The organism is Variovorax sp. 05N34, assembly GCF_056397405.1.
In genome coordinates, this window is record NZ_JBFTNI010000001.1 from 37,430 (window position 1) to 54,322 (window position 16,893).

The window sequence follows — 16,893 nt, forward strand, 5'->3', positions numbered from 1 at the left end:
TCCAATGGCCTACGCGGCCGGGTTGTGGTCAGGTGGGAAAAGGGGCCGAAGGATCGGCATGCGGATGCGGAGGGAGCGCGCGCCGAGCCGACGCACGTACTCGTGCCACTGCCTGAGCTCGGCCTGGCGCAGCGCGAGCAGCGCAGTGCGCTCGGTCAGCTCCGGGTCGGGCGCGGGCGGCGTGAAGCCGGGCAGCGACAGCGCGACATGGCCGTCGATCAAGTGCCGCACCAGCGCGCCCTTTTTCAGGGCCGGCTTGAAGCTGGCTGTGATCGTTGCCTGGGGAATGCCGAACAGCGCCGCGATTTCGATGTAGGTGATGGAGCCGCCTACGTTGCGAAGATGACTCAGCACGCGGTCCGGTGCGCTGCCAGAGCGCGGCGTGTACGTCGTCAACGACACTCGTCCAGGCGTCAGCTTGCGGAGTGCGCCTTGCTTGCGTGCTGCCGGTGTCGGGGCCGGCATCGGGGCGGGCGTCGGGGGCGGCGGCACATATGCGATCGGTGGCGGCAGTGGCGTGACGCCGGGGATGCGCGTCTTGCCATTGAACAGGCTCGGCAGCCGCATTGCGTCATACGCGCCTGGTCGGCTCGAGCGCGACTGCAACTCGGCGCCGTCGTACTGTTCGCGGCTGTAGTGCTGCCGCGGCGTGGCGATTGAGCTCATCGTCCGGTGATCTGGCGGGTGAGGTACACGCGATCGATGTCGACGCCGGGCATCCGTTCGCGCTGGTGACCTGGTCGGCCGAGGACGTCGCGTGCGCGGTTGCGGACCTCGGCCGTCACGGAGAAGCCCAACCCTTCGGGGTCGAGCAGCTCGAGGGCGAGGGAAATGGCAGGCACCTGGTGCGGGTCGTAGACGACTTCGGCGTTGCGTTTGAAGGCGGTGCCGAGGAGCTCCATGGCGAGCGCTTCCGCCACGGTGACTCCGCGGCCGACGAGAGGCCGTTCAGCGTCAGTCCGGACGCTCACGCTGCCGTCCGGCAGGTCGACGATGGTTATCGTGATGGTGGCCATCAGTTGCTTTCAGGTGGGGGGATGAGGGCCACGTGCTTGACGTGCGGGAAGGTGATCCGCATGCCGGTCAGGTTCGTGGTGATGGAGATGTGCGCGCCTCGCTTCAGCGTGGCGGCCTTGAGCTCGGCCTCCTTCCTGGTGGCCTCGCTGTAGATCTGCTCCGCGTGGATCGTTCGCTTCAGGCCGGAGAGCGGCCGGATGTCCATGCAAAGCACCGGGAGGGGGCGTTGGTCCTCGCCGACCAACTTGACGGCAACCGTGGCCGCGTGGGCCATGACGCCGTGGATCTCGACGAGGAAGTCGCCGTGCGCGGCCATGTCCTCGCCCACGAGGGCGAACATGTCGGAGCCTTGTGCAGGCGTCTGCACTGCCACGGCGGCGCTCATGGCAGTGGAAGGCCCGAGAGGGCCAGCGCAATCACCGCCAGGACCATGGCGGCGACCACCAGCGCAAGCAGGACCCACTTGGCGACGCTGCCGCCCGCTGCCTGGCGCGTCGGCGGTCTGCCACCGTGCAGCTTGCGGGTCTGGTCGAGCAGCTCGAGGTGGCGCCGCTCCAGCCCTTCGATGACGTCGGCGGTGCGCTCGGGCCTCATCAGCACCACCTCCAGGCGGCGCCTACGATCCGCTGCAGCAGCGGGCGCGCTGCGGCGGTGCGGCGCTCGAGGAGTGCCTCCTGGATGCGTTCGGCGTCGGCGCTGAACTCGGGCATGCGGGGCGCCAGGGCGCCGCCGATCTTGATGCCTCTGCAGGTCTGGAGGCAGCGGCCGTGGAGCGGCGTGGGCGCGGTGTAGCCGGCGGGAAGCGCGCGCCGGTTCATGAGTCGCTTCCGATGGCCTTGGCGAGAGCGGCTCGGCCGGCGTCAGTCATAAAGCCGCCGTCATCAATCCAGCCCCTGCGATGCAGCGAAGCATTCGTCGCGGTGTATCCGCCGAACTCGCTCATGCTGCGCAGGTGAGTTGTGGGAGAGCGGCCAGCCGCAAGGTTGCGCATGACCGCAAGTTGAGCGGGCGAGGGCTTCGGCCCCGGCGTGTGCTGCGCGCTCATGATTCAAGCGCCTTATCGATGATTGCGAGAAGCGCGTCGCGGCGTTGCGGCGTCGTCCCGACTTTCAGGCGAGCAACGAATTCGCGAGCTTCGATGAGCGCGCTCTCGCACATTGCGACCTTGCGCCGATATTCCTGCGAAGTGGGCTCATCGCGCCCCGGCGTGTGCTGCGCGCTCATGCTGCGGCTCCAGGCATGCGTGCGCCCATGCGGCGGGCGATCTCGTGCGAGGCGTTGATCGAGCGTCGTTCGGCCACGCTGGCAGCGAAGGTCTGCGCCTCGTCGGGCCAGAGGTAAGGAAAGTGCCGCTTGATGCTGGCGACCAACAGCACCGCGCTCATGCGGCCGGTGCTGTTAGTCGGGCGGAAGCCGGGCGGGTTGTTCGCTGGCGGCGGGCGCCTTACAGAGGGCGGTTGGACCGGCGCGCTGGTCGGCGTCGGGGTGCCGAGCGGAGTCGGCTGGGACTGTGATGGCATTTCGGCCTCCGTCGTGATGACGGCGCCGAATCTACCGGATTCGGAATCTCAATGCAACCGAATTCGGTAGGATCAAAGAATCAGTGGGTCCGCCTGCGCTCCAAAGTTAGGTAAATCACCGATGAATGTGAGGAAGTCGCGGGATTCCGTGGCGGTGCAGGGAAAAGCGGACTTTTCGGTTCTTGCACCAAAATAGGGAACTGGTAGATTTTTGTGGGGTGCAATCTCACGCAGCCTTTCTCTTTTCTGCGATCTGCGCTCCTTCCAGAACGCTTTCGATGTAACCCTCAATCTTGCCTCGCTTTTCTGGTGGCAATCGGGCGACCTGGTCTCGGTCAATTCCAGGGAAGGGCCAGACGTCTGGCGCTGACGAGAGAGCTGGCAGGCTCTCGGCGCTCATGCCTGGCACCAGGAGCTGCCAAGGCTCGACCTTGAACAGGCGCGCGATCGATTCGACCACGTCGAGGCCTACGCTGGTCTCGTGGGCCTTGATTCGCGACACCGTGCCTGGTCCCACCTTGGCCTCGGTTGCGAGTCTCGTCAGGTTCTCGCGGCCGTACTTCGATTTCATCAACGCTGACACGTTCTCCCATAGCACCAGCTTGCTGTCTGTCTTCTTCATCCGAATACGGTAGTTCAGGCGCCCTTCCGGATGCGGTTGACTTGACCTTCCGAATTCGGTAGGCTCGGCGACTATGAGCACTGATATTCCGTCCGTTGCAGCCATTCGGCTAGAGCTCCAGCGCCTGGGCCACGCCGCTACGCAGCGGCTTGCCCGGCTTTCTGGGGTCCCTTTCTCGACGATCTGGAAGATCCGGGATGGGACCACGAAGAACCCTGGCATCGAGACGGTCAGCCAGTTTGTCCGCCACTTGGACGCCGCCAAGCAGGGCGCCACCGAGGATCAGGCGCCTGCCGCCGACTCGACGTCCGTTGCGTTCTGGCGCTGAGCAGGCTGTGCACCACTTTCCCTCCGCCGCCCGTAACGCTGGCGCGCTCGTTTCCTCATCGGCTTGTCTCCCTTGGCAGCGCGCAGGCAAGTGCGCGGCCTTGAGCACGCCTGGGCTGCAGGGTCTTTTGTTCGTGAGGCTGCATGTCATGGCTGCAGTCTCTTTTTTTTGCTCGCTGCAGCCGATCCGACTGCTACCGACTAAGTCGGAGCGTGTCGGTGGGCGGGCGCACACGTGTCGAGGAGGCTTCCAATGACGGAGGCGAAGCGGATCTATGAGGACGACGTCGACGCTCTGAAGGCGACCGTCCTGGCCCTGGGCGGTTACCAGCAGGTCGGTGTGAAGCTGTGGCCTGACAAGACGCCGCAGTACGCAGGCCGGAACCTGGCCGACTGCTGCAACCCGAATCGCTCCGAGCGGCTGCGGCCGTCCCAGCTGCTGCTTGTCATGCGCTGGGCGCGTGAGAAGGGTTGCCACATCCTGGCCGAGCACTTCATGGCCGAATCGGGCTACGCGAACCCGGAGCCGATCGACTTCGAGGAGGAGGCGAACGACGTGCTGCAGCGCATGGAGGACGTGCTCAACGTCGCCGGCCAGCTGGCCACGCGCCTCGAGCGGCTGCGCGCGAGCGCTCACGGGCGGGCGGCCACATGAGGCCGCCAGGTGAAGTACGCCAGGCCCTGCTCGATGCGGCCCTGGCGCTGACCACTGCTGAACGCGCGCCGACCCTTGTCGAAATGGCAACGCATGCGCAGGTGGGCTTTCTGGCGGCGCGGCGCACGGTTGACAACATGCGCCGCGCCGGCGTGCTGGTGATCGTGCGCCCGCGCCGGGTCAGCTACCGCAATCGTCCGGTCGCCGAGTACTCGACGTCGAACGCGCTTAAGCGTGTAGGTGGTGCACCGTGCCCGTTCCGTGACGTGTTCGCCACTTGGGCGACCACGTCGATCGTCTGATGTCTCGGGCACCGTTGCCTCCCATCGACTTTCGGGCGCTTGGCGAGGCACTGCTCGCCCGTGCCTCGGAGCTGGTCGCACAGTGGCTGCCTGGTGGCGCTCGCCGGGGCCACGAGTACGTCTGCGGTTCGTTGGCCGGAGGCGAGGGCACCAGCTTCTCCGTCAATCTGACGACCGGCCGCTGGGCCGACTTCGCGTCCGACGACAAGGGCGGCGACCTGGTCAGCCTCTATGCCGCCGTGCACTCGCTCTCCATGGGCGAGGCCGCCTTGCGCGTGTCGCGCGAGGAGGGCTTGGAGTCGGTCGCCGGGATCGTCTCTGTCGCCAACGGACCGCCGCCGCCGCCGCCACCGCCCAGGCCGCCTGCGCCAGCGAAGCCGGCGCGCGCGCCAGAGGGCTGGAAGACGCTTATGCCGGTGCCGGACCATGCGCCGGCCGCCACCTTCCGCCACCAGTTCCGCAGCCTGGACGACATCGTCCACAAGGCCGAGTACCGCGTCGGCGAGCACCTGCTCGGCTACGTGGTGCGGTTCCGCACGAGTGACGGCGGCAAGGAAACGCTGCCCTACACCTGGTGCGTGAGCGCGCGCGACGGCGCGGCCCGATGGCATTGGAAGCAGTGGGACGAACCGCGCCCGCTCTACTACCCTGGACGCGCGCATCCCGAGGGCCGCACGGTCATCGTGGTCGAGGGCGAGAAGAAGTCCGAAGCCCTGCAGGCCCTGCTCGACACAGGCGCCCCTGGTGTGTATTGCGTCGTGAGCTGGCCCGGTGGCTGCAAGGCCTGGCAGAAGGCCGCCTGGAGCTGGCTCGCCGGCAGCACCGTGCTGATGTGGCCCGACTGCGACTCGAAGCGCGAGGCGCTCACGAAGGCCGAGAAAGCGCAGTGCGGGGATGACGTCGCGCTCGCAGTCGCTGCTGCTGCCAAGCCCTTCCTGCCTGCGGCCAAGCAGCCGGGCCTGGCCGCCATGCTCGCGCTTGGTGCCGTGCTCCGGGACGCCCACGGGTGCGCCGTGCAAGTGCTTCCTGTTCCCGCGCCCGGCGTGGTCGCCGATGGTTGGGACTGCTACGACGCCATCCACGTCGACGGGTGGGACTTCGATCGGGTCCTGCACTTGTTCGGCCAGGCCGGCGCTCTGCCAGCCGTCGACGCGCCTCCGCCCGCCAAGCCTGCGGGCAAGCCGGCCGAGGCCGAATCGCGCGATGGCCCAGCTGCCGCAGAGGACGACTCGGCGCTGCCCTGGTGGCTCGAGCAGTTCGTCGACGAAAAGACGGGCAGCGTCCGGATGACGCGCAAGACGGTGATCTCGTGCCTGCGCAACGCTCCGCTGCTGCAGGACTGCCTCGGCTTCAACGAATTGAGTGGCGAGGTGTCAACCCGCGTCGCCTGGCCATGGCGTCGAGAAGCCGGCCCGGTGGTCGACAGCGACGATCTGAGACTGGGCGACTGGCTGAGCAGCACCTACCGCGTGCCTGGTGCGCCTCGAGCAGCCCTGACCGAGGCGATGCACACGGTCGCCGATGCGCGCCCTTATCACCCGGTGCGCGACTACCTCAAGTCGCTGAAGCATGACGGCAAGGCGCGCAGCGAGAAGTGGCTGATCCACGCGCTGGGCATCGATCACGACCTGCTTGCCAACGGTCGCGGCGATGTGCCGCCGAATCCGCGCCGCCTCAAGTACCTGCAGATGATCAGCCGCTTCTGGCTCATCGGCATGGTGGCTCGCATCATGAAGCCGGGTTGCAAGTTCGACTACTCGCTCGTGCTCGAAGGGCTGACCGGTCGACGCAAGAGCACGCTGGCCGAGGCGATGGCCGGCAAGTCGTACTACAGCGATACGCACTTCGACATCGGTGGGAACAAGGACGGGTTCGACCAGCTGCAGGGCCTCTGGGTCTATGAGCTGTCGGAAATGAGCGCTTTGCGCAAGGCCGACTCGGAGCAGGTGAAGGCCTTCTTTTCAAGCGCGAGCGATCGGTACCGTGCGAGCTATGGCCGCTATGTCCAGAATCATCCGCGCCAATGCGTGATCGTCTGCACGACCAACAAGCGGCAGTACCTCTACGACACGACCGGCAACCGGCGCTTCTGGCCGGTGTGGATCGATCAGCCGATCAAGATCGAGTGGTTCATGAAATGGCGCGACGAGCTGTTCGCCGAGGCCGTCGCTCTCTACGAGGCGGGCGAGCGCTATGCGCCGACGCTCGAAGAGGAGGAGATGTACTTCGTCCCTGAGCAGGAGCTGCGCCTGGTCGAGACCGGTGTCCAGGGCGAGCTGCTACGGCTGCTCACCCGGGCTGGCACGGCCGAGGGCGGCGCCGGCGGCGAGACCACGCTGGTGAATGAGCTGACGACGTTCGTTTCCATTAACCAGCTGGTGCGCGCGCTCGGGACCGATGTCGGCAAGAGCACCACGGTCCTCGAGTCGCAGATCCGCGGCTGGCTGGAGGCGCAGGGGTGGGAGCGCGGGCGTAGCGGCGTCGGCGCGCGGCCCTGGGGGTGGAAGCGGCCGAAGGGCTGGCCGATCGTGCCACCCGTTGAAGATGAAGGAAGCCCGGCGCCTGGTGCGCCTGGTGTTGACGATCGCCTCGCGCAGGCGGTTGCGAGAGAGGGCGATGACGACTTGCCGATCTGAGCAGCGAAGGCCACGCGCGGCCGAAAAGCTCACGGCAAGGAAAACGCGCCGTGCTGCACAACCCATGGGAGGCGAGATTCGCGATGGGTTCCGGGAACCGGCGGGGCCAGTGCGGCCTCGGTGCGGCGCGACCGCGGGGAAGTCGACGCACGCGCCCATGACCTAGCACCCATCCGTCCATCCGTCCAGGCATTCGCATGGAGGCCCTACGGCGCTGGTTCCTCGAATCGGTCAGTCGAAGCCGCTGCATTGCCGTACCGGATGAGGAGTGCCAATGCGCAGGCATGCGTATGTGGGCAGGTGTGCATGCGTGTGCACGCGCGCGTGTGCTCGAACTTGTGATGGTCTCTATAGAGAAATCTTGGACGGACGGACGGAAAGGACGGCAAACATGAACGAGCCAGCTGCGAGGAAGGTGGATCTCCGAAAGAGCATGCCGAAGACGGCAGACATGGTGGACCGGCGTCGGGCCGAGTGGGGTGTCGACTACGTGAATCGATGCATCAAGCGCGGCATCGCTGGCGAGGCGAACTGCTTCTATGCATCAGAGGCGGGCCTCACGCTGGGCACGCCGTTCACTGGGCCGGTGAACGAGGAGGTCGCCTGGCACATGGCCACCTTCGGCGTCGACGCGATGTGCTTCTTCAAACAACCCGGGACTAACGATGGCGCGCATTGAGTGGGTAAAGCACCGCCTGAACAACTGGGCGCTCTGGAAAGTGCGCGAGAGCAGTGGCGGCCTCGGGTACTCCACGCAGTCGTCCTTTCTGAACGATGCGCCTGGCGAGACCCGGGCCGAAGCCTGGATTCCGGTCGATGAGATCGACGCCTCGGTGACTGACCAGGCCGTCGAGTCGTTGAAGGTGCCGCGGCCTCACCTGTATCAAGTCCTGCAGTGCATCTATCCGCGTGGGCTTGGCGTGCTGGGGACAGCGCGTGAGTGCGAGTGCAGCGTGTCCAACGTCAGCTCACTTCTCAACGTGGCGGATCGCGTGCTGTCGGCGTGGTTCCAGGACCATGCCGATCGGAAGGAAGCACTGCGGGAGGCCATCCGAAAGAGTTTTACGACATAGAGGTATCCGGTATATTTCAGGCATTCTGTGTGACACGCATCCGAGGAAGCCGCTCGATTCGTGTGCACCCACCTAAGCGACCCGCTCCCGAGCAATCGGCAGCGGGTTTTTTCATTCCAGGAGCGCTCCCTGTGACCAAACAAGTGCGGATCGAGAACGCCGACGTGACGCCGACCGGTGTCGTCGTGCGAGTGGAGCAGAAGAACCTCGACGGCGAATGGGTTGCCACCGGCGAGGCCCAGCAGCATCTCGACTATCCGACGCAACTGCTCAACGGCTACGTTCACGCCGGTCGGCGCCTAATCATCGAAGTAGCTCCAGCGGGTGAAAGGTGAGAACCAAGCGCTGAGCACTAGCGCATACACCCGTTCAGGTCACTGCAGACGAAGTCAATTTTTACGGCGATGAACTTTTCGGCTTCTCGGCCGGCGCCAATTGCGAAGCGGGTTCCTCTTTCAGGTATGGAAAGTGGTCTGTTAGGGGAAACGCGCCGAGCTCCGGATTGGATTCCCATGCTTGTTGGAACGAGCGAATGTCTTTCCGGACGAGTTGCTCGTCTATGTCCGCAGGCATTGGCGCATGTATTGCCCGAACGATGAGCACGTCGATGACGCTTAGGAGCCGCATTACCGTCCGGCGAAACTTCGAAGCGTTTGGCGCGCCCTCCGAATCGTGAAGTCGTAGCTGGTTGCACCTGGGCGCAATCTTCTCTGCGTTGAAGTCCAGAGGCCCGGCGATGTGTGCGAACTCGTTGCGGATCTTCCTAATGAGGTGCAGGTCAGCTCTTACATTCGCCGGCACCAAGCCGACAAGGTAAGCCAGCTCAATTCGACTTGAGAACGTTCCTAGAGGCCCATTGAATTCAAGCGCAGAACGAGCGCTACGACCATCATCCACAAACGTCGCCAACAGGACTCTCTTAAGCTTCTCGTCAAGAAAAGCCGCTGACATCAAAGCGGCCCCCCGATCTGACTCATTGGAGAGCGTAGTTCTGAACTCAATGGATTCGAGAACTAGCTCCTTTGCTGCGGGGTGGTCCACGCGGAGCTCGTTGATCACGGATGCAATGGTGTCCGTAATGACGTGAAATTGCTTTTGACGAAGTTCTTCCTCTTTGCTCAAACGTCTACTCCTCTTCTTTAAAGGCTGAGCTGCGATTTATTGCCCTCAGCAGTTACCAGTTCTGCGGAGTTGATCCCAACCTGGCTGCAACGCGCCGCTCGTCACAAGAAGCATCATGCCATTCGCTGCACCCAAGCCTTGCACTTTTCCAAGCTGTGGTCGCCTGGTGCGTGATGGCACGAGCAGGTGCGACGCTCATAAGCATGCCGAGCGCAAGCAGTCCGACGCACGCCGTGGCAACGCCAGCGAGCGCGGCTATGGCGCTGCCTGGCAGCGCGCTCGAGCCGCTTGGCTCCGCGATCACCCGCTCTGTGTTCGGTGCGAAGCGATGGAGATCGTCGAGGCCGCATCGGTCGTCGACCACATCGTTCCGCACAAGGGCGACCAGAAGCTGTTCTGGCGCCGCAGCAACTGGCAGTCGTTGTGCAAGCGGTGCCATGACGTCAAGACCGCGACCGAGGACGGTGGCTTCGGCAGGTAGGTCGATCGAGGGCGAGGCCGAGCGACCGGGGGAGGGTCAAAGTCTGGGGCGACATGCGCCAGACCGTGCTCTCAGTGCTTTTTTTGCGCGCGCGAAATTGAGGGGAGGGGGGGTCTCCCAACACATGGACAAGTCCACGGTCGAATATGAGCACGGCCGCATCGCTGTCGGCGCGCTCACCAAGTACTCGCGCAACGCTCGCACGCACAGCGCGGCTCAGGTGTCGCAGCTGGTCGCGTCGATGCGCGAGTTTGGGTTCACCAATCCTGTCCTGATCGACGAGTCGGACGTCCTGGTCGCCGGCCATGGTCGCGTCCTGGCCGCCGAGGTGCTCGGGCTCGAGACCGTCCCATTTATCCGCCTGGCCGGCCTGACCGACGCGCAGCGGCGCGCCTACGTCTTGGCCGACAACAAGATCGCGCTCAACTCCGGTTGGGACGACGCGCTGCTGAAGTCCGAGCTGGGATCTCTGTCGGTGCTCGGCTTCGACCTCGGCCTGACGGGTTTCTCTGCCGAGGAGCTGGCAGCCCACTCGGCGCCCAAGGAAAACGGCCGCGATCCCGATGCTGCGCCGGCCCCAGACAACGAGCGCGAGCCGATCACCAAGCCGGGCGACGTGTGGGTGCTCGGCGCGCACCGCCTGGTGTGCGGCGACGCGACCAACGCCGGCACGTTGGCCTCGCTGATGCAGGGCGAGCTGGCCGACGTGGTGTGGACCGATCCGCCCTACAACGTCGCCTACGAGGGCACGGCCGGGAAGATCAAGAACGACGACATGGCCGCCGACAAGTTCCGGGCGTTCCTGGTGGATCTCCACAAGGTCATGTTCGATGCCATGAAGCCGGGCGCGTCGCTCTACGTCGCGCACTCGGACACCGAGGGCTTCGCGTTCCGGAACGGTTTCGAGGCCGCCGGGTTCAAGCTGTCCGGCTGCCTGGTGTGGCGCAAGGATGCGCTGGTGCTCGGTCGCTCCGACTACCAGTGGATTCACGAGCCGATCCTCTACGGCTGGAAGCCCGGCAAAGCGCACCGCTGGTTCGGCGGGCGCAAGCAGACGACGCTGCAGCTCTCGCCCAACGCCAGCGCCTTCGTGCAGCTCGAGGACGGCCGCTGGCAGGTCACGGTCGGCGACCAGGTGCTGCTGATCACCGGTGAGGCCGAGGTGCAGGAGGTGGTGTCGTCGGTGGTGTTTGAGGCGCGGCCGAAACGCTCCGACCTGCACCCGACGATGAAGCCGGTTGCTCTGATTGAAAAGATGCTGAAGAACAGCGCGCTGCCTGGCGACATCGCGCTGGACGTATGCGGCGGCTCCGGCTCCACGCTGGTGGCCGCTGACCGGCTCGGGATGCGCGCGCGCATCGTCGAGCTAGACCCCAAGTTCGCGGACGTGATCGTGCGCCGCTGGCAGGAATACACCGGCCAGCGCGCGCGGCACGCACGCACCGACCAACCCTTTGTCGACTGATCATGCGCGGCCGTAAGCCCACTCCGACGAACCTTAAGCTCATTCGCGGCAACCCGGGCAAGCGCCCGATGCGCATGGATGAGTTCAAGCCGCAGCGCGCCATTCCCTCGTGCCCGCGGCACCTCAAGGGAGAGTCGCGCAAGGAGTGGAAGCGGATCACTGAAGAGCTCGACAAGTACGGGATGATTTCAGAGGTCGATCGCGGCGCGCTCGCGATGCTCTGCACGCTTTGGGGCCGGTATGTCGCTGCGGAGGAGATGATCGAGAAGGCCGCGGTGCAGTCGCCGGGATCGGCAGGCCTGTTCGTGAAGTCGCCGAACAACTTTCCGATCCAGTCGCCCTGGCTGGCTGTCAGCAACAAGGCGATCGAGCAGTACAAGGGCTTGTGTGCCGAGTTCGGTCTGACGCCGGCGGCGCGCGTGCGGGCGGTACCGATGACGTCGCAAACGTCGTTGTTCCCGGCAGAGGGAGAGGAGGGCGCTGGCCAGCCCGCGCCCACCGGCTTTGGAGGGTTCCGCTAGTGCCTGCAGCGTCCTATTTCGCACGCGTGCAGATGTATGCACGCCGCATCGTTGCGGGCGAGGAGGTCGCGGGCCTCTTCGAACGCTTGGCTTGCGAGCGCTTTCTGCGAGACATGGATCGGCAGAACACCGACGAGTTTCCCTATGTCATCGATGAGGCGGCCGGCTCCCGTGCGTGCGCGTTCCAGGAGCTGCTGCCCCACATCAAAGGCGATTGGGCGCAGCCCGAGTGGATCAACGGCGAGGCGATTTACCCGACGATCCGTCTTGAGGATTGGCAGGTCTTCCCCGAGTTCCAGCTGTTTGGTTGGGTGCACCGCACCACGGGCAAGCGCCGCTTCCGCCGCTCCTATGAAGAGATCGCACGGAAGAATGCGAAGAGCACGCGCGCTGCGGGCCGGCTGCTGTACCTGTTGGTCGCGGATGGTGAGCCTGGTGCGCACTGCTACAACGCGGCCACGACTGGCAAGCAGGCCCGCGAGGTTTTCGACGTGGCACGCAACATGGCATTGCGTGCCCGCGGCTTCGTCGATCGCTTCGGCGTGCTGGTGGGAATGCATTCCTTGACGGTCGATGAGACCGCCAGTGCGCTCGAGCCGCTGAATGCCGAAGGCTCGACGCTGGACGGTCTGAACGTTCACGGCGGCGTAGCTGACGAGGTGCACGCACACAAGAAGCGCGACCTGTGGGATGTGTTGGATTCGGCCACCGGTGCGCGCTCGCAGGCCTTGCTGAGTGCGATCACGACGGCCGGCAGCAATCGGGCGGGGATCTGCTACGAGCTTCGCACGAAGACGATCATGGTGCTCAAGGGGGTGATGGTCGACGAGACCTGGTTCGGGATCATCTACACCATCGACGATGGCGACGACTGGCGCGACCCAAAAGTGTGGCGTAAGGCCAATCCCAACCTTGGCATCAGCGTCTACCTGGACGATCTCGAGGCCGCATGTCGTGGCGCCATCCACCTGCCCAGCGCGCAGGCCAACTTCCTGACTAAGCGCCTGAATGTCTGGGTCAGTTCGGACAGTGCATGGATGGACATGCAAGCGTGGGACCGTTGCGCCGACCATACGCTGACGATCGAGCGGGTCAAGCACTTGCCGTGCTGGAGACCGCTCGACCTCGCCAGCAAGGTCGACGTAGCTGCCGCGCCGTACCTGTTCTACGACGAGGTCAAGGATCACTACTACCTCATCTCGCGATTCTGGCTACCGGAGCGGGCGATCCAGATCGGAGCCAACAGCCAGTACGACGGGTGGAGGCGCTCCGGGCATTTGACCGTGACGGACGGCGAAGTCATCGACTTCGACTTGATCGAAGACGACCTGCGCAACGACAACGCGACGCTCGACATGCAGGAGTTCCCGTTCGACCCGTGGCAGGCCACTCAGCTCGCTTCGCACATGCTGGCGGAAGGGGCGCCCATGGTTGAGTACCGGCAAACGGTGCAGAACATGAGCGAGCCGATGAAGACGCTTGAGGCGATCGTGCTCGATGGAAAGATCACGCAGGATGGCAACCCGATGATGGCCTGGATGATGAGCAACGTCGTTTGCCACGTCGATGCGAAGGACAACATCTACCCGCGCAAAGAGCGGGAGGAAAACAAGATCGACGGGCCCGTGGCCACGATCATGGGGATCGGACGAATCATCGCCGGTCGCGAATCCAACTCGGTTGAACAGGGCTTCGTCCAACTATGACCACGATCGACCTTCAGGCCAAGGCGCACGGTTCGCGCGTCCTGGCGAACTGGGCGGCGTCGCGTCCTGGCGCCGCGGATCGCATGGGCGGTATCGTGCTGCGAAACGATGTCACCGACAGCACCCAGGTGATCAAGAGCAGTGATCCGCGCGTTCTGGACATGTTCGGCATCGGGCATTCGGCCGCTGGCGTCACTGTCAGCCCAGAATCCGCGATGCGGGTCTCTGCTGTGTTCGCCTGCGTTCGAACGATCTGCGGCATGCTGGCCTCGATGCCAATCAGGCAGTACGAGCGAACCGATGGCGGGCGCAATCGCGCGGAAGTGCCCGATGCCCCGTACTTCTACCTGTTGAACGAGGAGCCGACTGATCGCTTCTCTGCGGCGTCGCACTGGGAGGGTGTCGGCATCAACACACTGCAGCGGGGCGACTCCTTCACATTCATCGGCCGCTCGCGCTCCGGCACTGTGCGGGAGTTCGTGCCGATGCCATGGGCGGCGGTTCGCGTCGAGAGGTCGCAGACAGATTCGACTGATCGCCTGAAGTACTACCTGCAGGACGGCCTGCGCACCTGGGGCGCGGACCAGGACGACATGCTGCACTTCCCGGGCTTCGGCTTCGACGGCGTGCGCGGCATGAGCGTCATCAAGTGGGCGGCAAGAAACGCAGCGGGCTCGGCGATGGCCATGGATGAATACAGCGGCCGCTTCTTTGCGGGCGGCGCACATCCATCGATTGTCCTGTCGACGGACAAATCGATGAAGCCGGACACGATCACCAACCTGCAGCTCGCCTTCGCCGCCAAGTACAGCGGCATGGAGAACATGCACAAGCTGCCGCTCGTGCTGACCGAGGGCCTGAAGGCCAACGAGCTGAGCCTCAATGCTGAAGACAGCCAGCTGCTCGAGGCTCGCAAGTTCCAGGTGCTCGACATTGCCCGCGCCTACGGCGTGCCGCCCCATTTGATCGGCGAGACCAGTGGCAGCACCAGCTGGGGGTCAGGTCTCGAACAGATGATGCGCGCGTTCATCATGGTATCGCTGCAGCCTCACCTGAAACGCATCGAGCAGGAGCTCAACCGCAAGCTGTTTATGACGTCGCGCTACTTCGTCGAGTTCGATCGCGACTCACTGATCGTTGGCGACAGCGAAGCGCAGTCGAAGCGTGATCGCGCGGCACTCGGTGGCCCTGGCCAGGGGCCGGGATATATGAGCGTGGACGAGGTGCGCGCCTCGAAGAACCTGCCTCCGCGCGGTGGCAAGTGCGCCGATGTGTATTTCCCGCCGGAGAAACCGGCTACCACTCCGAAGGAAAATTCCGATGAAGATCCAGAACCTACTCCAGCTGCTGCGTGACAACGCGGCCACCGAGCGCAAGCCGCTTAACTTGGTGCGCAACGAAGATGCCGGCGAGTCGACGCTCTACATCTACGACGTCATCGACGCCTGGTGGGGCGTCGCTGCGCTGCAAGTCGCACCTGTAATTGCGTCGCTGGACGCGGCCAGCACGCTGCACGTGCGCGTTAACTCGCCGGGGGGGGATGTCTTCGAGGGTCGGGCCATCCGCACCGCGATCCAGCAGTTCAAGGGCAAGACCATCGGCCACGTCGACGGCCTGGCCGCAAGCGCAGCCACCACGGTGATCGATGCCTGCGACGAGATCGAGATCGCTGAGGGCGGCTTCTACATGATCCACAACGGCTGGACGCTGGGCTATGGCAACCGGCACGAGCATCGCAAAACGGCCGACCTCCTGGAGAAGGTCGACGCGGCGATCGTCGCCGACTACGCGCGGCGTACCGGTCTGGACGTGGCGCAGCTCGCCCAATGGATGGACGACGAGACCTGGTTCGAAGCGAGCGAGGCGGTCGAGCACGGCTTTGCTTCGCGCCTGGCCACCTTGCCCGAGAAGGCCCCAGCCGACGCCTCCAGTCGGAAGTGGAACCTCGCCGCCTACGACAAAGCACCGAAGGCTTTGATCGAGCCGCCGGCGCCCACCGACCCTGAACCCGACTTCGCAGCGCTGCGTGCTCACAACGAGCGCCGGCTGCGGGTCCTGCAGATCGCCTGACGCTCTCGCGCAGCGACCGGCCGCCTTTCGAGGCGGCTTTTTTTCGACCGCTCATTCACACCTGAAAGGAAATCACATGAGCATGCAAGCACTCCGGGAGCGTCTCAACGCCCTGAACAAGGAAGCCAAGAACATGCTGGCCGAGAAGGGCAGCACGGTTTGGTCGAAGGAAGACCAGGCCAGCTTCGACGGCAAGATGGACGAAGCCGAGCGCGTGCAATCACAGCTCGATGCGCACCAGCGCATGCTGGACAAGGAAGCCGAGTCCAGCTTCCGCAACGCTCCGACCAAGAACGGCGCTCCGAAGAACGAGAAGCTGGAAGGTTTCGAGCTCTTCCTGCGCAAGTCGTTCAAGGACATGAGCGCGGACGACATGGCCAAGGTGCGCAATACCATGAGCACCACGACCAACACCGAAGGCGGCTACACGGTCCAGCCGATCGTGTCCGCGACGCTGATCGAAGCGCTCAAGTCGTACGGCGCAATGCGCCGTGTGGCAGAGTCGTTCACCACCGAGAACGGCGCGGACCTCAACTATCCGACCACGGATGGCACTGGCGAGGAAGGCGAAATCGTCGCCCAGAACGCCCCCGCGAGCACGGGCGACATCAGCTTCGGTACCCGCTCGTTGAACGTCTTCAAATTCAGTTCCAAGGTCGTCACGGTACCGCTCGAGCTCCTGCAGGACTCGCAGATCGACATTGTGGCGCTGGTGAACCGCCGCCTGCGCAGCCGCATCGGTCGCATCCAGAATCGCCTATTTACCGTGGGCGTCGGAACGACCGAACCGATGGGCTTGGTGACTGCGGCTGGTGTGGGGAAGGTGGGCGCCGCCGGTCAGGTCGCCACCGTCACCTACGACGACCTGGTGGATATGGCGGACGCGTTGGATGTCGCGTACCTTGAGCCCGAACCAGGTGACGATGGGGCGGAGGACGTGCATCCCGGCTGGATGTTCTCGCAGGCCATGCGAAAGGTCGTGCGCAAGATCAAGGACACCGCCGGACGCCCGATCTGGACGCCGAGCTATGACGAGGGCATCTCGGGCGGTGGCGCCGACATGCTGCTCGACTTTCCGGTCGCGATCAACAACAACATGCCGGCGCCGGCGGTCAACGCGAAGTCGATCGCGTTCGGCAACCTGCACAACTACAAGATCCGCGACTCGATGCAGGTGACGATCTATCGCTTCGACGACAGCGCCTTCGCAACGAAGGGTCAGGTCGGCTTCCTGGCGTTCTGCCGCGCGGGCGGCAACCTCATGGATGTGGGCGGCGTCAAGGTCTACCAGCATCCGGCCGCCTGATCGGCATACCTGTCCCTTTGCAGGAGCCTTGGGCCGTGCACGCGTGTGCACGGCTTTTTCTTATATCACT

General features: G+C 64.6%; 24 protein-coding genes. 14 read left to right on the forward strand and 10 right to left on the reverse strand.

Annotated features, from left to right (window positions below):
• Positions 1-9: 9 nt before the first annotated feature.
• The 9 genes from AC1DMA_RS00170 to AC1DMA_RS00210 all read right to left on the reverse strand — a co-directional run bounded on the left by AC1DMA_RS00170 (position 10) and on the right by AC1DMA_RS00210 (position 3,159).
• Positions 10-666, reverse strand: a complete 657-nt coding sequence (locus tag AC1DMA_RS00170) for a hypothetical protein (protein WP_478142868.1) — start codon at positions 664-666, stop codon at positions 10-12.
• A complete protein-coding gene (locus tag AC1DMA_RS00175; protein WP_478142869.1) occupies positions 663-1,016 on the reverse strand; it encodes a hypothetical protein in 354 nt (117 codons plus the stop codon). The genes AC1DMA_RS00170 and AC1DMA_RS00175 overlap by 4 nt, the downstream gene beginning before the upstream one ends.
• The gene (locus AC1DMA_RS00180; RefSeq protein WP_478142870.1) at positions 1,016-1,390 is read right to left on the reverse strand and encodes a hypothetical protein; all 375 of its coding nucleotides are present in this window, start codon (positions 1,388-1,390) and stop codon (positions 1,016-1,018) included. Before AC1DMA_RS00180 ends, AC1DMA_RS00175 begins: the two co-directional genes overlap by 1 nt.
• Positions 1,391-1,398: 8 nt before the next feature.
• A complete protein-coding gene (locus AC1DMA_RS00185) occupies positions 1,399-1,611 on the reverse strand; it encodes a hypothetical protein (RefSeq protein ID WP_478142871.1) in 213 nt (70 codons plus the stop codon).
• Entirely contained in the window at positions 1,611-1,835 is a 225-nt protein-coding gene (locus tag AC1DMA_RS00190) for a hypothetical protein (protein WP_478142872.1), read from the reverse strand. The genes AC1DMA_RS00185 and AC1DMA_RS00190 overlap by 1 nt, the downstream gene beginning before the upstream one ends.
• Positions 1,832-2,062, reverse strand: coding sequence for a hypothetical protein (locus AC1DMA_RS00195; RefSeq protein ID WP_478142873.1), 231 nt, complete (start codon positions 2,060-2,062; stop codon positions 1,832-1,834). Before AC1DMA_RS00195 ends, AC1DMA_RS00190 begins: the two co-directional genes overlap by 4 nt.
• Positions 2,059-2,241, reverse strand: a complete 183-nt coding sequence (locus tag AC1DMA_RS00200) for a hypothetical protein (RefSeq protein ID WP_478142874.1) — start codon at positions 2,239-2,241, stop codon at positions 2,059-2,061. The genes AC1DMA_RS00195 and AC1DMA_RS00200 overlap by 4 nt, the downstream gene beginning before the upstream one ends.
• Entirely contained in the window at positions 2,238-2,537 is a 300-nt protein-coding gene (locus tag AC1DMA_RS00205; protein WP_478142875.1) for a hypothetical protein, read from the reverse strand. The genes AC1DMA_RS00200 and AC1DMA_RS00205 overlap by 4 nt, the downstream gene beginning before the upstream one ends.
• Positions 2,538-2,763: 226 nt before the next feature.
• On the reverse strand, positions 2,764-3,159 hold the full coding sequence (locus AC1DMA_RS00210) for a hypothetical protein (RefSeq protein ID WP_478142876.1): 396 nt from the start codon (positions 3,157-3,159) through the stop codon (positions 2,764-2,766).
• 73 nt (positions 3,160-3,232) lie between these two features.
• On the opposite strand from AC1DMA_RS00210, the gene AC1DMA_RS00215 reads away from it, so the two are divergent.
• The 7 genes from AC1DMA_RS00215 to AC1DMA_RS00245 all read left to right on the forward strand — a co-directional run bounded on the left by AC1DMA_RS00215 (position 3,233) and on the right by AC1DMA_RS00245 (position 8,487).
• Complete coding sequence (locus AC1DMA_RS00215; RefSeq protein ID WP_478142877.1) at positions 3,233-3,487, forward strand: hypothetical protein; 255 nt, start codon at positions 3,233-3,235, stop codon at positions 3,485-3,487.
• A gap of 252 nt (positions 3,488-3,739) precedes the next feature.
• Positions 3,740-4,141, forward strand: coding sequence for a hypothetical protein (locus AC1DMA_RS00220; protein WP_478142878.1), 402 nt, complete (start codon positions 3,740-3,742; stop codon positions 4,139-4,141).
• A complete protein-coding gene (locus AC1DMA_RS00225) occupies positions 4,138-4,443 on the forward strand; it encodes a hypothetical protein (RefSeq protein ID WP_478142879.1) in 306 nt (101 codons plus the stop codon). The genes AC1DMA_RS00220 and AC1DMA_RS00225 overlap by 4 nt, the downstream gene beginning before the upstream one ends.
• Positions 4,443-7,079: a VapE domain-containing protein gene (locus AC1DMA_RS00230; RefSeq protein WP_478142880.1), complete on the forward strand. Its 2,637-nt coding sequence runs from the start codon at positions 4,443-4,445 to the stop codon at positions 7,077-7,079. The genes AC1DMA_RS00225 and AC1DMA_RS00230 overlap by 1 nt, the downstream gene beginning before the upstream one ends.
• Positions 7,080-7,470: 391 nt before the next feature.
• Positions 7,471-7,758 carry a hypothetical protein gene (locus AC1DMA_RS00235; protein ID WP_478142881.1) on the forward strand — a complete coding sequence of 96 codons (288 nt, stop codon included), beginning with the start codon at positions 7,471-7,473 and terminating at the stop codon, positions 7,756-7,758.
• A complete protein-coding gene (locus AC1DMA_RS00240; RefSeq protein ID WP_478142882.1) occupies positions 7,745-8,152 on the forward strand; it encodes a hypothetical protein in 408 nt (135 codons plus the stop codon). Before AC1DMA_RS00235 ends, AC1DMA_RS00240 begins: the two co-directional genes overlap by 14 nt.
• A 131-nt stretch (positions 8,153-8,283) precedes the next feature.
• Positions 8,284-8,487 (forward strand): hypothetical protein, encoded by a 204-nt coding sequence (locus AC1DMA_RS00245; protein WP_478142883.1) that lies wholly within the window; start codon positions 8,284-8,286, stop codon positions 8,485-8,487.
• Between the two features lie 61 nt (positions 8,488-8,548).
• Here the strand turns inward: AC1DMA_RS00245 and AC1DMA_RS00250 are convergent, their stop codons facing one another.
• Positions 8,549-9,274, reverse strand: coding sequence for an MltR family transcriptional regulator (locus tag AC1DMA_RS00250; RefSeq protein WP_478142884.1), 726 nt, complete (start codon positions 9,272-9,274; stop codon positions 8,549-8,551).
• A gap of 115 nt (positions 9,275-9,389) precedes the next feature.
• Here AC1DMA_RS00250 and AC1DMA_RS00255 point away from each other — a divergent pair, with 115 nt between their 5' ends.
• From AC1DMA_RS00255 to AC1DMA_RS00285, 7 genes are all read left to right on the forward strand, one after another.
• On the forward strand, positions 9,390-9,755 hold the full coding sequence (locus AC1DMA_RS00255) for an HNH endonuclease (RefSeq protein WP_478142885.1): 366 nt from the start codon (positions 9,390-9,392) through the stop codon (positions 9,753-9,755).
• Between the two features lie 124 nt (positions 9,756-9,879).
• Positions 9,880-11,220 (forward strand): site-specific DNA-methyltransferase, encoded by a 1,341-nt coding sequence (locus AC1DMA_RS00260; RefSeq protein WP_478142886.1) that lies wholly within the window; start codon positions 9,880-9,882, stop codon positions 11,218-11,220.
• 2 nt (positions 11,221-11,222) lie between these two features.
• Complete coding sequence (locus AC1DMA_RS00265) at positions 11,223-11,741, forward strand: phage terminase small subunit P27 family (protein ID WP_478142887.1); 519 nt, start codon at positions 11,223-11,225, stop codon at positions 11,739-11,741.
• Entirely contained in the window at positions 11,741-13,447 is a 1,707-nt protein-coding gene (locus tag AC1DMA_RS00270; protein WP_478142888.1) for a terminase large subunit, read from the forward strand. The genes AC1DMA_RS00265 and AC1DMA_RS00270 overlap by 1 nt, the downstream gene beginning before the upstream one ends.
• Positions 13,444-14,802 carry a phage portal protein gene (locus AC1DMA_RS00275; RefSeq protein WP_478142889.1) on the forward strand — a complete coding sequence of 453 codons (1,359 nt, stop codon included), beginning with the start codon at positions 13,444-13,446 and terminating at the stop codon, positions 14,800-14,802. Before AC1DMA_RS00270 ends, AC1DMA_RS00275 begins: the two co-directional genes overlap by 4 nt.
• Positions 14,768-15,517, forward strand: a complete 750-nt coding sequence (locus AC1DMA_RS00280) for a head maturation protease, ClpP-related (RefSeq protein WP_478142890.1) — start codon at positions 14,768-14,770, stop codon at positions 15,515-15,517. Before AC1DMA_RS00275 ends, AC1DMA_RS00280 begins: the two co-directional genes overlap by 35 nt.
• Before the next feature lie 76 nt (positions 15,518-15,593).
• Entirely contained in the window at positions 15,594-16,823 is a 1,230-nt protein-coding gene (locus AC1DMA_RS00285) for a phage major capsid protein (RefSeq protein ID WP_478142891.1), read from the forward strand.
• Positions 16,824-16,893: the final 70 nt, after the last annotated feature.